A 13523-nucleotide genomic window follows, 5' to 3' on the forward strand; every position below is an offset into this window, starting at 1 on the left:
CTGGAGAATCACTCGTCCTGGATCTTCACCGCGACCCGATCGCCCAGCCACCTGAATCAGGGTTTGAAAGGCCCGTTCGCTGGCCCGGAAGTCCGACAGGTGCAGCAAGCCATCCGCCGCCACAATTCCCACTAAAGTCACCTGGGGCAGATCGATGCCCTTCGTTAACATCTGCGTTCCCACCAGCAGATCGGCTTCCCCCTGGGCAAACTGGGTTAATAACGCCCGGTGTGCCCCCTTGGTACGAGTGGTATCACTATCAAACCGCAAACAGCGCAGATCCGGGAACTGCCCAGCAAGCTCCTGCATCACTCGCTGCGTTCCACTGCCGAAGTGCTTCAAGAAGGGCGAATCGCAGACCGGACATCGATGGGGATGAGACTGACCATAGCCACAGTAGTGACAGCGCAGAGATTCATAACCGCCCGTCTGGGTCTGGTGATAGGTCAACGAAACATCGCAGTGGGGACATTCCATCACGTGCCCGCAACTCCGACAGGAAACAAAGGTGCTGTGCCCCCGCCGATGGATGAATAAAATGCCCTGTCGTCGCTGCGATCGCAGTTCCAGGAGCGCCTCCTGGAGCGATCGGCTAAAGATCGATCGGTTGCCCTGCTGAAGTTCGCGGCGCATGTCTACTACTTCGATGGGGGGCATCGGGCGGGCGTGGATGCGCTGGGGCAGGGAGAGGGTGAGCAGGGCAGTGGGAGCGGGGACGGAAGCGCGGGCGGCCCAGGTGTCGAGGGCGGGGGTGGCAGAGCCGAGAATGAGGGGACAGTTGGCCTGCTGGGCCCGCCACTGGGCGACGGTGCGGGCGTGATAGCAGGGGGCGGGCTGATCTTGCTTGAAGGTGGAGTCGTGTTCTTCGTCGAGGACGATCAGCCCCAGGTGGGGCAGCGGCGCAAAGACGGCGGAGCGCGTGCCGATGACGATTTGCGGGTCGCCGCTGAGCATTTGTCGCCAGGTGTCGTAGCGTTCACCGTCGGACAGGGCGCTGTGGTAAACCCGCACGGCTTCGCCAAACCGTGCCCGAAAGCGATCCGTCAGTTGAGGGGTTAGCCCAATTTCGGGCACCAGCACCAGGGCAGACTGGCCGCGGGCCAGCACTGGGGCGATCGCCCTTGCATAGACCTCCGTCTTGCCCGACCCTGTCACGCCGTGCAGCAAGACGGGCTGAAACTGCTGGAGCGCTGTGAGGGCCGCCAGTGCCTTTGCCTGGTCTGGGGTCAGTGCTGCGGGGCCTGCGCCAATCTCCGCGCCAATCTCTGCGCCAACTCCTGAGCCAACTCCTGCGCCAACCCCGCCCGCTTCCGCCCTCAGCACCTCTCGCGGCTGAATTTCCACCCAGCCCTTTTGGGCCAGCCCTTTCACCACCGAGGAACTAACCTGGCAGCGTTGCAGCAGGTCTTGGAGCCACAGTTCACCACCGCCGCGCTTCAGCACCTCTACCACTTCCCGCTGGCGGGGGCTGAGGTCTGCACCGTCTGGCTGCACCAGCGTCACTGCCTGCCGCAGTTTGGGACGCACGGGCGCGGGCGGCTCCAGATAGCTCTCCACCCAGCCCCGCGCCAGCAGTTCTTGCAGCCCCGCCCGCGCCCCCTTCACCTGCCGCTGCAAAAACTGCCAGGTATAGTCGCCTGATTTCTGCGACTGGAGTTTGTCTAAAAGCTGCTGTGCTGCGGGATGAAAACCCTTGGGTGCGTCTGGCAGCGCGGCCCGATTTAGGCGAATTCGGCGCTGCGATCGCCCCAGCAACCCCGGCGGCAGCGCCGTCCGCACCACCTGCATCAGCGGCGTGCAGTAATATTGCGCCACCCGTTGCAGCAGGTCCCAATAGCCCGCCGGAAAAAAGCTGCGGCAGACAACTTCTTCTACTGGCCGAATGGCTGCTGTATTTAGGCTGGCCGGAAGCTCAGCCACCAGCCGAATGGCGATCGCCCCCAACTGCCGCCCCCCAAAGGGCACGCTCAAAATATCTCCGGGCGCAATCGCCATCCCGGGCGGCAGTTGATAGGTATAGAGTTCCTGCGCCCCCGGACAATCCACCAGCGCTTCGACCCAGCGGGCATCGCCCTCTGCCAGTCGGTAGGCAGCTTGTTCCTCCGCCGCACTAGGGGCCGCCTGTCGCGGGTCGAGAGACTCTAGAGGATTTGCAAACGTTGGGAGCATGGAAACCGGAAAATGCGGCGGGGTCTGCTCAGCGGAATAGGGGCTGTGTTCAAATGCTTTTCTCACTTTCTCACTATAGACTCTTGCTTTGCCAGACTCTCGATTTGCCAGGTCTACCTGAAACCGAGCGGAGCTGCCTTCGTCCACTGCGGCTGGCACACGGGGGGGCGGATTCTATCGCTTGCGAGTCTGCCCGGCTCATGAAAACCAAGTTTTTAAGTCTTGAAATTCCGCCTTTTTCTGGAAAAAACCTGGAAATTCTGGATGAAAACACGGCTTAGATCCGCCCAGATCGATCTAGATCGATCCAGATCGATCCAGATCGATCTAGATCGGTTTTAGCTCAACAAGCGCTTTGATCGATTTGATTTGTAACAAAATAATGAGCGCCGGACTCCTCACTCAGAGTTGATAATCTGCGCTCAGATTTGTGGCTCAGGAGAGCGATGATCGACCCTAAAATTGCTCAAACGATCGCCCTGAAAGGACTGGCGATCGCCGACAGTTAGAGATTCGCTTGCTCAACTAAAACTAAAAGCCTCCTTGAGTTCGCTTTTAGTGGACAAGTTGGAAGTGAAATGTTAAAAATGTCTTGCAAACTGACAGGAATTTAGGATATAAACCTGGACAAATCCCAAGTTTTAGATCAACATTATCGAAATGATCTCTCCTAATTTTTCGATCGAGGGATCTAAAGGTTAGAGAACCGCTTCCCAGAACGACCGCTTGTGAAGTCTTTTCTCTGATTCAGGGCAGGGTAGACCGCTAGGTTTTTCGCGAGCAATGCCGCCGATGGAGGACTCGATCTCGAGGTCAATCTAACCAGAATGATCGCGCCGCTAAGCTCCCTCGCGTTGACCAGACCAGACCTGAAAGCAGACCTTGGAATGATTAGACTACAACCTTTTCAGCAGAATTGCCCCTCGTGTCAAGGCAGATTCTGTTGAACTCCCTCCAGGGAACACAACGCTCATTTGAGAACCCGCACCCAAAAACCACCCAATCACTCAAGTCGTTAGGATGAATCCCCCTATGGCAGCGCTATTTGACCCAAATTCTAAGCAGACGATTGAACCTGTCGCGATGGGATCAACTCGCGTCATAGAACTGGAAACCTGCCGAGATATGGGTGGGTTCAGTCCGATCGAGATTCGAGTTCCGGCTCGCGAATCGCAGATGGGCGATCGCCGAGAAGATGATCAGCCTAGCAATTTTCTGATCAACTTCTCGCGTCCGGAAACGGCTGGACGCTCGGATGGAGAAATCCTGTCGAAGCTGCTGGAGGTGTCTGTACCCGATGAGGAAGATGCTGCCGATCAAGAGACCGATTTAGACATTGCGCCGGAATCTGATCTAGACGCAGCTTTTCTGGGTGAGTTTTCTGATATCGAATCGCCAGAAGATGAGGGTGGCGATGATCTGGCTACGGATGATGAAGATGTATTTGAACCGGACGTACATCGAGAATTTGATGAGGAATTAACAGCGGCCTACGCGCCTGGATACCGGAAGACCAATTCTGACGATGCAGTGGGCGCATTCTTTAAGGAAATGGCTCGCTATCCGCTGCTCAAGCCTGGTGAAGAAATCGAGCTGGCCCGCCAGGTGAAGTTCCTGGCCGAAGTAGAAGCGGTGCGCGATCGCCTCAAGGCCTCGCTCCAGCGCACCCCCACCAAGGCCGAAGTGGCCCAGGAGTTTGGGCTGAGCGATCGCCAGTTAGATCACCGAATGCACCGCAGCCGCACCGCCAAGCGCAAGATGATCCGCTCTAACCTGCGGCTGGTCGTTTCCATCGCCAAGCGCTATCTCAATCGCGGTGTGCCCTTTCTAGATTTGATTCAAGAAGGCGCACTGGGGCTAAACCGTGCCACCGAAAAGTTTGACCCCGACAAGGGCTATAAGTTTTCGACCTATGCATACTGGTGGATTCGCCAGGGCATCACCCGCACCATCGCCAACGATGCCCGCACGATTCGTTTGCCGATCCACATTGTCGAAAAGCTGAACAAGCTGAAAAAGGCCCACCGGGAACTGCGCCGGGATCTCAACCGCAACCCGACGGAAGCCGAACTGGCCGCCGCGCTAGATATTCCGGTGGATCAACTCCGCAACTTGCAGCAAGTCCGGCGGCGATCGCTCTCGCTCAACCACCGTGTCGGCAAGGGCGAAGACACCGAACTCATGGAGCTCCTCGAAGACAGCAGCACCCAGTCGCCCGAAGCCAAGATGAACGAAACCATGCTGCGTCAGGAAATCTACACGGTGCTGTCGGATGTGCTGTCTGAGCGCGAGAGGGAAATCATCTCCCTACGCTATGGCCTGCTGACGGGCGAAACCCACACCCTAGAAGAAGTCGGCATCTTGTTTGACCTGTCGCGGGAGCGCGTCCGCCAAATCCAGACTAAAGCCATGCGGAAACTGCGCCGTCCTCAGGTGGCAGCCCGACTAAAGGGGTGGTTGCGCTAATGGCTCGCATCCGCCTTGCTACGCCTGCCGATGCGCCCGCCGTGTTTGAACTCATTCTGGCGCTGGCAGAATACGAAAAGCTGACCCATGAGGTGGTCGGCAGTGTGGAATTACTGGCAGAGCATCTGGGGGGCTTGGGCACAGATCCCGCAGAGCAGCGTCGCCCCCTCATTGAGGCACTGCTGGCAGAGGTCGATCAGCAAGCTGTTGGTTTTGCGCTGTTTTTCAGCAACTACTCCACTTTTTTGACCAAACCTGGGATCTACCTAGAGGATTTGTTTGTGCGCCCCGAATATCGTGGCCAAGGCATTGGCAAAGCACTCCTGTCTACTCTGGCAAAACTAGCGCTGGAGCGGGACTGTGGGCGGCTGGAATGGAACGTGCTGGACTGGAACGAACCCGCGATCGCCTTTTATGAGCGCATGGGAGCCACTATTCTGCCGGACTGGCGTACCTGCCGGGTCACGGGAGGGGCGATCGCTCAACTTGCCAACCTGGGCCAATCTCCCTCGTTTCCTCTTTAATATCTATTAGGACTTACGCAGTTGGACAGTTTCTTGCAGACCGCGCCCGCGAGAAACAGTCCAAAACCCAGAAAGCTTATCGCAAGTGCGTCAGTCCTATTCTATATCTCCCTTCGATCAATCCCGCCTTTAAAACTGAGGGTTCCATCATGGCGAATACAATTTGGGTCAACGAGCAAATTGATCCCTCCGGTCTGGTTTACACCTGCATCGCCTGCTGCGACCAAACCCAGGCGCAAGAATGCCACCACTCCTTTGACAGCAACCTCACGCCAGAGCAAAAAGCCTCCGGCTGGATTGCCCGCCTCCGCACCGTAGACACCTGGGAAGAAGTGCCCGTCAACGCGCTCAAGCTAGATTAGCTCAAAGTTCAAGCCATCCAAAATCGCGAATCGAGACAGGTCTCTGCAAATCGCTGCGATCTGCCGCTAACGTTCGCCCGTATGGTTGCCAGATCGCACGATCAGATAGCTAATCGCCAGCGCAAAAATGGCTGCCCCTAGACCGATGAGGTCTAGCCCACCGGCCTGCTTGGAATCAAAAATAATGATTTTCCGCGCCACCGCAGTTAGCGAGGTGACAATCACCAGCTCCAACTGCACCCGCGCCGTCTGCTTTTCCAGGTAGGCGGTGATGTTTTCCAGCACCTCCAGCGCAATCAGCACATTCAGAAACAGTCCGAAAATCTCGATCAGCGTCGTGGTGAAAAAGCCGTAGGGCGGATTCGATAGCTCCGTTGCTAGGAATCGGGCCAAGTCGGCGATCGCCACCACCAGCACCACAATCATCGCCAGCGACAAAATCTTGGCAATCAGCACCTCAAACCCCTTCAGAAAGCCTAAAAAGCTTTCATCGCTGAGGTTCTTAGCCGTTCGTCGCGTCAGCGATCGGAGAAAATTTCGGAACGTCGCCATAAGCAGGTGAAGGATAAAAGTGCCAGAGACAGAAGTGAGCCAGAGCATCAAGCCCGCAAAAGTGCTAAAAGCAGCCGATAACCCCTAAAGCAGGATTCCAGTCCAAGGTTCAGCGTCCTGAACAGCGTGAGTTCACTAAACGGGCGAACCCAGCGGTTCAGCAGCAGAGCAATTGCCCCAAAACTGTAAAGATTTCTTTACAAACCGCGAAGCCGCGCCATCATAGTTCAAGGACTTGAGTGGACTCGATAGAAATCAGGCAAACTCGCGCTAGAGCCGGTTTGGTTTCCACACAAAATCGTGCAGAAATCCAGATTTCGTTACAAATAAGGGTGAATGTTTACCAAACTTAATAATCCTGAGCTATCCTAGACAAGTAAGCATAAATTCTTAGCAACTTCAATATCGACCTCATGATATCAGCTTGGTCTGTAGAGGAGAAGGTGACTGGAGCCACGAAGAGTCGTAAGCTGCACGCCCCAAGAGGATGGTCATTCGTAATCCCCAAAAGCTGGGTTAAACGGATGGCTGCCCCTCTCTGCCTCTCACTTCAGAATTGGGCATCCCATTTCACAGGCTAAGCGCGGGCTACGGCTGGTTAACACGCCGGACTCTTTAAATCCCTTCCTGTAGCTCGAAACCCCTTCACATCGCAGTCTTTGGGTAAGCTCCCATGATGAGTACTCAATTTCCTTGGCTGACCGCTCTCATCCTGTTTCCGCTGGTCGCGTCCTTGCCGATTCCGCTCCTACCCAACAAGTACGGCAAGACCGTCCGCTGGTACTCTCTCAGCGTTGGATTAGCTGAGTTTTCGCTGATGATCTACGCCTTCTGGAAGCACTACGACCTCCAGAACTCTGCCTATCAACTGGTCGAAGATTACAACTGGATTCCCCAAATTGGGTTGCACTGGTCGCTTGCGGTCGATGGGCTGTCGATGCCGCTGGTGCTGCTGTCGGGCCTGGTGACCACGCTGGCGATCCTTGCCTCCTGGCAGATCAAGGACAAACCGCGCCTGTTCTATGTGCTGATGCTGGTGATGTATAGCGCCCAGATTGGCGTGTTCACGGCTCAGGATGCGCTGCTGTTTTTCTTTATGTGGGAACTGGAACTGGTGCCCGTGTACCTGCTGATCGCCAACTGGGGCGGCCAGCGGCGCATGTATGCGGCAACCAAGTTCATTCTCTACACGGCGGCCGGCTCGATCTTCATCCTGGTAGCTGCCTTGGCAATGGCCTTCTACGGCGGCAACTTCACCTTCAATCTGGCAGAACTGGGGCTGAAAGACTATTCGCTGAGCTTTGAACTGCTGATGTATGGGGCGCTGCTGGTGGCTTTTGGCATGAAGCTGCCGATCTTCCCGCTGCATACTTGGCTGCCGGATGCCCACAGCGAAGCGCCTGCGCCCGTGTCGATGGTGCTGGCTGGCGTGCTGCTAAAAATGGCAGGCTACGCGCTGATCCGCTTCAATATCGAAATGTTGCCCAATGCCCATGCCTACTTTGCGCCGATTTTGGCGGTGCTGGGCGTGGTCAATATTATCTATGCGTCGCTGACGGCGTTTGCTCAGAACAACCTGAAGCGGCGGATGGCTTATTCCTCCATTGCCCACATGGGATTTGTCTTGATTGGGATTGCTGCCTTCACTGACCTAGGCATGAGCGGCGCTCTGCTGCAAATGGTATCTCACGGGCTGATTGCGGCGGCGCTGTTCTTCCTGTCGGGGGTGACCTACGAGCGGACGCATACGCTGATGATGGACAAGCTGGGCGGCATGGCCAAGCAAATGCCGACGACCTTTGCGCTGTTTACGGCTGGCTCGATGGCCTCGCTGGCGCTACCTGGAATGAGCGGCTTTGTGGGTGAGCTAACCATCTTCCTGGGATTCTCCAGCAGCGAAGCCTACAGCCCTACCTTTAAAGCGGTGATCGTGATGCTGGCAGCAGTGGGCGTGATTTTGTCGCCAATTTACCTGCTGTCGATGCTGCGGACAGTGTTTTATGGTGCAGAGAGCAAGGAACTGGCTGGTATTCGGCTGACGGATGCGAAGCCCAGGGAGGCATTCATCGCGCTGTGCCTGCTAGTGCCCATTATCGGCATCGGTGTGTATCCCAAGCTGGCGACCCAGACCTATGACGCGAAGACGGTGGCGGTAGTTTCTCAGGCGCGGCAGGTGTTGCCGATGGTGGCCCAGCAGCCCTGGCTGGATCTGAAGGTGCCTTTTGCTGCGCCGGTGATCGTGGGTACAGAGGCGAAAGATTTGGCTGCTGCGATGAAGTAGCCGACAAGTTTCATCCAGGGGCGATCGCGCTTGATTGTCTTGCGTTGAGTCTTCTCTGGGTGATGCGATCGAAGCGAATGGTTAGGAGGGAGGTGACTCCCTCTTTTTTTGCTTTAGGATTTACGCAGTTGGACAATTGCTCACGGGCGCAGCCCGCGAGCAATTGTCCAAAACCCAGAAAGCTTATCGCAAGTGCGTAAGTCCTGAGTTTTTAATTCTGTGTCTAGAGACTACTTAACCATTTGATAATGAGTCAGATGGGTTCCCTTAACCAGGGGATCTGGAGAGTTCGAGTATCCTGACAGAAAGTGGGACAAACCTGACCTGAAGGCAAGTGAGATGGCAGCGCTGATTGACTTGGTAATGAAAGGTGGCCCCGTGATGATTCCGATTGTGGGATTTTCGGTGGCAACGGTTGCCTGCGGGCTGGAGCGAGCTTGGTATTGGTATCGCCTGCTGACTCAGGAAAATCAGGTGGTGCAGGATGTGCTAGAAGCCGCCCGCCACGATTTATCTGAAGCGGAGGCGATCGCCGAACAGTCCCAGGATGTTCCGATTGGGCGCTTTCTGCTGGCTCCCCTGCGGCTGCGGCAGCCTTCACCAGAAACGTTTCGACTGGCGATGGAGGCGGCGGGCGATCGCGAGTTTGCCGAAATGCGAAAAGGCGACAAGCTGCTGGAAACCACCATCGCCGTATCGCCGCTACTGGGGCTGCTGGGCACGGTGACGGGCTTGATCAACACCTTTAATAACTTAAATATTGGTGGCGGGGGCGGCGAAGGTACGTCGGCTCAGGCAACCCGTGCGGCGGCGGGGATCGGGGAAGCGCTGATCACGACGGCGGCGGGGATGGTGGTTGCCATTATGGCACTGCTGATTTTTCGGCTGCTGGTGTCGCTTCAGGCGCGGCAGATGGACTATTTTTCGGCGGCGGGCAGTGAGCTAGAGCTAATCTATCGCCAGTTTTGGGATGAGTCGGAACTGGAGGATGAAGAAGTGCTGGAGGCGATCGCCCCTGGTGGCCGCAATCCCCTTGGCATTGAGCGACGCTAGGGCAGCGCAGCGAGGGCAACCATGCGGTTCAAACAGCGTTCCTATGGCACACCGCCGCCGATCAACCTGACCCCCATGCTGAACGTGATGATGGGCATCCTGGCCTTTTTCGTCATGATTACCATGCTGCTTTCCGAAGAGCAGGGCGTTTCCGTCATTCTGCCACCCACCGAAGACACGCCGCCGCCCACCGAGCCAGAGGAGCCGCCAGAGCCGCTGCTGGTGACGCTAACTGCCCAGCGGCAGTTGTTAATCGAGGGCGAACCCGTTCCTGGAAACCAGTGGCAGGGGCCCGTGCAGGTCTATTTGCGGGCAAACCCCAAGGGATTCGTGATTTTGCAAGCCGATCGCCGCTTGCCCTACGAGCAGGTCGTGCAAACCCTGGCGGAGATGAAGCAAGTGGGGGGCGATCGCATTTCGCTGTCCATCGATCCGCCCAGTCCTTAGGGCTACTATGCAAACACAAGTTTTCTATGCTTGAGTGGCGATGCTTTGATCCCCCCTAGCCCCCCTTGAGCAAGGGGGAAATGATCCCCCCTAGCCCCCCTTGAGCAAGGGAGGGATCGGAAGTCCCCCTTGATAAGGGGGATTTGGGGGGATCTTTCGGAGCCTGACGCAAAAAATCGAGATGCGTGTACGCAGTAGGTTCTCGAGGTTCTTGAGAGAATAGATGGCAAGGTGAGGAACCGATGAAGTTCAGAAGCCAGCAAAATCAACTGCCAGAGGTCGATCTCGTGCCGATGATGGACGTGCTGATGAGCGTCCTGACGTTTTTCATCATCATTTCCATGACGCTGACTGGGCAGCAGGTGATGAACATTACCCTGCCCGACGCAGAGGGCGGCAGCAACCCCACGACCTCAGAGGAGGGCAAGAAAGTGCCCACCCTGCTGGTGGGACTCAATGCCCAGCGGCAACTGGTGATGAATAACGCGCCTGTGCCCGAAGCCCAGGTGATTACGAGTGTTCAAGACTTTTTGGTGAAAAACCCGGCAGGCGTGGTAATCCTCAAAGCGGACAAGGGGCTGACCTACAACGATGTGGCGCGGGTGTTGGAACTGCTGCGAGACATCGGGGGCGATCGCATTTCCCTGGGCATCAGCGGCAGCTAATTGCAGCTAATTGCAGTACGTGGCTGCATCCCCAGCCCCATTTCTTGTAGAAGCTGGATCATCGCCCCCGCCCCCTGCTGCATTGCGCTCACAGTCGCAAAACAGCCCTGGCAATAGGTTTTCTAGCCCTCTGGCAATGCCCTCCAGGTTTCCACCAGACCCCGCTATCAGATTTTGCACGTCCCGTGCGGTTCGCATCAGCCCCAGCCCATCGATGTGTAATTCTCGCGTGGGATAGTTTTCCAGGATTTCCAGCGTCGAGACTCGGTTATCGTCCGCTGCCGACAGCACCACCGCTGCCCGCATTGCTTGCAGGCTGGCTTCCTTGCTGCTGGGACTGATGATTTGCCCCAACTGATATAGTGCAAATTCACCCGGCAGCGAGTTCAGGATTTGGTCAGCAAACTCCAGCGGCAAAGGCACTTGCTGAGTGAGGAGCGATCGCACGGTAGACGGCTTCACGCCCGCCGTATTCAAATACCAGCGCAGCTTGCGAGACGGTTGCCCAGTTTCTGCTAGCGTCTGAAACTCGGTAATCGAGAACGAGCGGCTAAGGGGACCAAAGTTGACCACTACGGACTCGGCAGCAAGGGCGGGCGCAGTAGCCCCCAGCACGCTCGCCGCCAAGCCCAGGACAACGCCTGCAAAAGCCCTCTGAACTACATTTGACCGCCGCACCCTACCCAGGCGTGAAATCCAAGCGCTCATCCAATGCTCCTAAAGCGTGTCAAACACTACTGACCCAAACGCGGCAGCCTTCTAGAAGTTTGTCGCACGGGGGATGGCTCGGCGGCCGCATCACAGTCGCAAATTTGATTTTGGACGCTGCCCCGAATCAGGTCAAAAAATGGCCCGAATCGCTCCACCAAAGAGGCGACCTCATTATAGGTCTGCTGCAAGCCGCGCACGTCTACCTGCACTTCGTCTTCGGGATACTTTTTCAAGACTTCTAGCAGAGAAATCCGATTATCGTCCTGGTAGGAGGCGATGAGCGCGTCTCGTAGGGGCTGGGACGCGCTGCGGCGGCTGCGACTTTCGGTTCTCAAGACTTGCTCCAGCCGCGACAGCACAAACTCACCCGTTCTGCCTCGCAGGGCCTGCCGAAACAGGCGATCGCTCACTTCCACTTCATGGGTCAACGCTCGACGGGCCTGGGTTTGCACTTCAGGGCTGACCCCCAAAAATTCGCTGAGCTGGTCGGTGGCAATTCCCGTGCGAGCGTAGATTTCCAGCACAGAAATGGGCACTCGCACCCGGGTTTGGTCAAAGATCAGCACGACGCGCCTGGCCGCGTGAGCCGGGTGAGCCATGCCCAGCGAAGCCAGCCCAACGCTGAGTCCGAGCAACAGGCGCACACCCCAGCGGCGAAGCGGAGACGGGCGCTTGGAAGGGGAAGAAGGAGGATAGAACTGCATAGCGGCTGTTGTGAAGGGTCGCGTGTACTGTCGTGGTTTCTCTCGCAATTTCTCTGACGATCGCACGCCGGCCAATGTTTCACAAACTCCGGTAGGATGATAGCGGCGATTCTAGGTGTGATTCAAGCGTGATTCAAGGGCAGCCCTGTAAAAAGCATCTGAGGGAAGCAGCACTATAGATCGTACTGCTCAATCTTACGCGCCAACGGCTGCTCATTGAGCAACTTACATTGAGCAACTTAATTGATTGACCAATTTATTGACCAACTCTCTGTACAGGTCGTTTATATGGGATTCTCTATTATCCAGGTCGATGCCTTTACCGCAGCGCCCTTTGCGGGTAATCCGGCTGCGGTGTGTGTGCTGCCTTCGCCCCAGCCAGACGAGTGGATGCAGGCGGTGGCCCGCGAGATGAACCTGTCGGAAACGGCGTTTTTGCTACCAGAGGCAGACGGCTATCGGCTACGCTGGTTTACGCCTGCGGTGGAGGTGGCGCTGTGTGGCCATGCGACGCTGGCCAGCGCCCATGTGCTGTGGTGTGAGGGATATTTGCCTGCCGGGGAGATCGCCCGCTTCCACACCCTCAGCGGCCTGCTCACCGCTACCCAGCAGGGCGACTGGATCGAGCTAGATTTTCCGGCGAAGCAATGTGCCCCCATTGACCCACCCACGGGGCTGCTAGAGGCGCTGGGCCTAGAACTGGGAACTGGGGCGATCGCCGTTAGCAAGAACCAGTTTGATTACTTGGTTGAGGTCGCGTCTCCAGAGATCGTGCGTCAGCTTGGGCCCGATTTTACTCGCCTGCGAACCTTGCCCGTGCGGGGCGTGATCGTCACGAGTCGCGCCGAAGTAGACTCTGAGTATGACTTTATCTCACGCTTTTTTGCCCCCGGCTCTGGTGTGGATGAAGACCCGGTGACGGGTTCCGCCCACTGCGCCCTAGCTCCCTACTGGGGCGATCGCCTGAGTAAGGATACGTTTCTTGCCTATCAGGCTTCGGCGCGGGGTGGCGTGGTGAAGGCACGACTGGCAGGTGATCGGGTGTTTTTGGGGGGGCAAGCGGTGACGGTGCTGCGGGGTGAGTTGATTTAGGATTACGCGATCAGCCCTCAGGCAGCCCTCAGGACTTGAGAGCTAATTTACTTCAATTCACGAATGGCTGCCAAATATTCTTCAGATCCTTTGATTCAATCAGGTATTAGAATCTGCGTTGTTCTGATTCCATTTTCGATGACTAATCCAATGCCTTAATTGCTTCTCCCTCAAATTGAGAACTTCTAATCTCGTCCAAATTAGCTGACATTATTGGTTGACATGAAAAGATTGTCAAAGCTATAGTTTCAGATAGCGATGGAAACATCGCAACTCAGCTATGTCAATCATAATTCTTTCATTTTTAAGGAGACCTTCAATGGAGGCTTCTGGCAGTAGTTGCTTCTTTGCAACTCTTCAGGAAACCGCATTGTCTAACAAAGACTCTGACCCTCACCCTGCGCGTGGTCTGGGGGCGATTAGTTTGGTGAATCTGCCTAGGGTGACTCTGGCTTAGAGTCCCAGGTTCATCTCCTGATCGCCGCTGGGCACGGCGA

General features: G+C 56.4%; 12 protein-coding genes. 8 read left to right on the forward strand and 4 right to left on the reverse strand.

From position 1 onward, the window contains the following. On the reverse strand, window positions 1-2169 hold a 2169-nt coding region (gene priA, locus IGS51_RS12925), incomplete at its 3' end, for a primosomal protein N' (RefSeq protein ID WP_297078768.1). A 1083-nt stretch (window positions 2170-3252) separates the two neighbouring features. On the opposite strand from priA, the gene IGS51_RS12930 reads away from it, so the two are divergent. The 3 genes from IGS51_RS12930 to IGS51_RS12940 all read left to right on the forward strand — a co-directional run bounded on the left by IGS51_RS12930 (window position 3253) and on the right by IGS51_RS12940 (window position 5521). Further along, a complete protein-coding gene (locus tag IGS51_RS12930) occupies window positions 3253-4635 on the forward strand; it encodes an RNA polymerase sigma factor, RpoD/SigA family (RefSeq protein WP_297078769.1) in 1383 nt (460 codons plus the stop codon). After that, window positions 4635-5159, forward strand: coding sequence for a GNAT family N-acetyltransferase (locus IGS51_RS12935; RefSeq protein ID WP_297078770.1), 525 nt, complete (start codon window positions 4635-4637; stop codon window positions 5157-5159). Before IGS51_RS12930 ends, IGS51_RS12935 begins: the two co-directional genes overlap by 1 nt. Before the next feature lie 149 nt (window positions 5160-5308). Then, window positions 5309-5521, forward strand: coding sequence for a glycogen debranching protein (locus IGS51_RS12940; protein WP_297078771.1), 213 nt, complete (start codon window positions 5309-5311; stop codon window positions 5519-5521). 66 nt (window positions 5522-5587) lie between these two features. Here the strand turns inward: IGS51_RS12940 and IGS51_RS12945 are convergent, their stop codons facing one another. Further along, window positions 5588-6073 carry a phosphate-starvation-inducible PsiE family protein gene (locus tag IGS51_RS12945; RefSeq protein WP_297078772.1) on the reverse strand — a complete coding sequence of 162 codons (486 nt, stop codon included), beginning with the start codon at window positions 6071-6073 and terminating at the stop codon, window positions 5588-5590. 673 nt (window positions 6074-6746) lie between these two features. Between IGS51_RS12945 and IGS51_RS12950 the strand changes: the two genes are divergently transcribed. The 4 genes from IGS51_RS12950 to IGS51_RS12965 all read left to right on the forward strand — a co-directional run bounded on the left by IGS51_RS12950 (window position 6747) and on the right by IGS51_RS12965 (window position 10519). Beyond that, the gene (locus IGS51_RS12950) at window positions 6747-8354 is read left to right on the forward strand and encodes an NAD(P)H-quinone oxidoreductase subunit 4 (RefSeq protein WP_297078773.1); all 1608 of its coding nucleotides are present in this window, start codon (window positions 6747-6749) and stop codon (window positions 8352-8354) included. A 339-nt stretch (window positions 8355-8693) separates the two neighbouring features. Continuing rightward, window positions 8694-9407 carry a MotA/TolQ/ExbB proton channel family protein gene (locus IGS51_RS12955; protein WP_172353566.1) on the forward strand — a complete coding sequence of 238 codons (714 nt, stop codon included), beginning with the start codon at window positions 8694-8696 and terminating at the stop codon, window positions 9405-9407. Between the two features lie 21 nt (window positions 9408-9428). Further along, complete coding sequence (locus IGS51_RS12960) at window positions 9429-9854, forward strand: biopolymer transporter ExbD (RefSeq protein ID WP_277774469.1); 426 nt, start codon at window positions 9429-9431, stop codon at window positions 9852-9854. Window positions 9855-10096: 242 nt separating this feature from the next. Further along, window positions 10097-10519: a biopolymer transporter ExbD gene (locus IGS51_RS12965; protein WP_297078774.1), complete on the forward strand. Its 423-nt coding sequence runs from the start codon at window positions 10097-10099 to the stop codon at window positions 10517-10519. 6 nt (window positions 10520-10525) lie between these two features. Here IGS51_RS12965 and IGS51_RS12970 read toward each other — a convergent pair whose 3' ends face one another. Further along, window positions 10526-11227 carry an alpha/beta hydrolase gene (locus IGS51_RS12970; RefSeq protein WP_297078775.1) on the reverse strand — a complete coding sequence of 234 codons (702 nt, stop codon included), beginning with the start codon at window positions 11225-11227 and terminating at the stop codon, window positions 10526-10528. Window positions 11228-11253: 26 nt separating this feature from the next. After that, window positions 11254-11934: an alpha/beta hydrolase gene (locus IGS51_RS12975; RefSeq protein WP_297078776.1), complete on the reverse strand. Its 681-nt coding sequence runs from the start codon at window positions 11932-11934 to the stop codon at window positions 11254-11256. A gap of 288 nt (window positions 11935-12222) precedes the next feature. Between IGS51_RS12975 and IGS51_RS12980 the strand changes: the two genes are divergently transcribed. Further along, window positions 12223-13026 (forward strand): PhzF family phenazine biosynthesis protein, encoded by an 804-nt coding sequence (locus IGS51_RS12980; RefSeq protein ID WP_297078777.1) that lies wholly within the window; start codon window positions 12223-12225, stop codon window positions 13024-13026. Window positions 13027-13523: the final 497 nt, after the last annotated feature.

The sequence above is a fragment of the Thermoleptolyngbya sp. M55_K2018_002 genome (assembly GCF_015295965.1).
Classification (GTDB): domain Bacteria; phylum Cyanobacteriota; class Cyanobacteriia; order Elainellales; family Elainellaceae; genus Thermoleptolyngbya; species Thermoleptolyngbya sichuanensis.

Excerpts from the sequence above, each read along its gene's own strand:
- IGS51_RS12935 (WP_297078770.1), top strand. The coding sequence starts at position 4,635 with ATGGCTCGCATCCGCCTTGCTACGCCTGCCGATGCGCCCGCCGTGTTT.
- IGS51_RS12970 (WP_297078775.1), bottom strand. The coding sequence starts at position 11,227 with ATGAGCGCTTGGATTTCACGCCTGGGTAGGGTGCGGCGGTCAAATGTA.
- IGS51_RS12960 (WP_277774469.1), top strand. The coding sequence starts at position 9,429 with ATGCGGTTCAAACAGCGTTCCTATGGCACACCGCCGCCGATCAACCTG.
- IGS51_RS12930 (WP_297078769.1), top strand. The coding sequence starts at position 3,253 with ATGGGATCAACTCGCGTCATAGAACTGGAAACCTGCCGAGATATGGGT.
- IGS51_RS12955 (WP_172353566.1), top strand. The coding sequence starts at position 8,694 with ATGGCAGCGCTGATTGACTTGGTAATGAAAGGTGGCCCCGTGATGATT.
- IGS51_RS12945 (WP_297078772.1), bottom strand. The coding sequence starts at position 6,073 with ATGGCGACGTTCCGAAATTTTCTCCGATCGCTGACGCGACGAACGGCT.
- IGS51_RS12980 (WP_297078777.1), top strand. The coding sequence starts at position 12,223 with ATGGGATTCTCTATTATCCAGGTCGATGCCTTTACCGCAGCGCCCTTT.
- IGS51_RS12975 (WP_297078776.1), bottom strand. The coding sequence starts at position 11,934 with ATGCAGTTCTATCCTCCTTCTTCCCCTTCCAAGCGCCCGTCTCCGCTT.
- IGS51_RS12965 (WP_297078774.1), top strand. The coding sequence starts at position 10,097 with ATGAAGTTCAGAAGCCAGCAAAATCAACTGCCAGAGGTCGATCTCGTG.
- IGS51_RS12950 (WP_297078773.1), top strand. The coding sequence starts at position 6,747 with ATGATGAGTACTCAATTTCCTTGGCTGACCGCTCTCATCCTGTTTCCG.
- IGS51_RS12940 (WP_297078771.1), top strand. The coding sequence starts at position 5,309 with ATGGCGAATACAATTTGGGTCAACGAGCAAATTGATCCCTCCGGTCTG.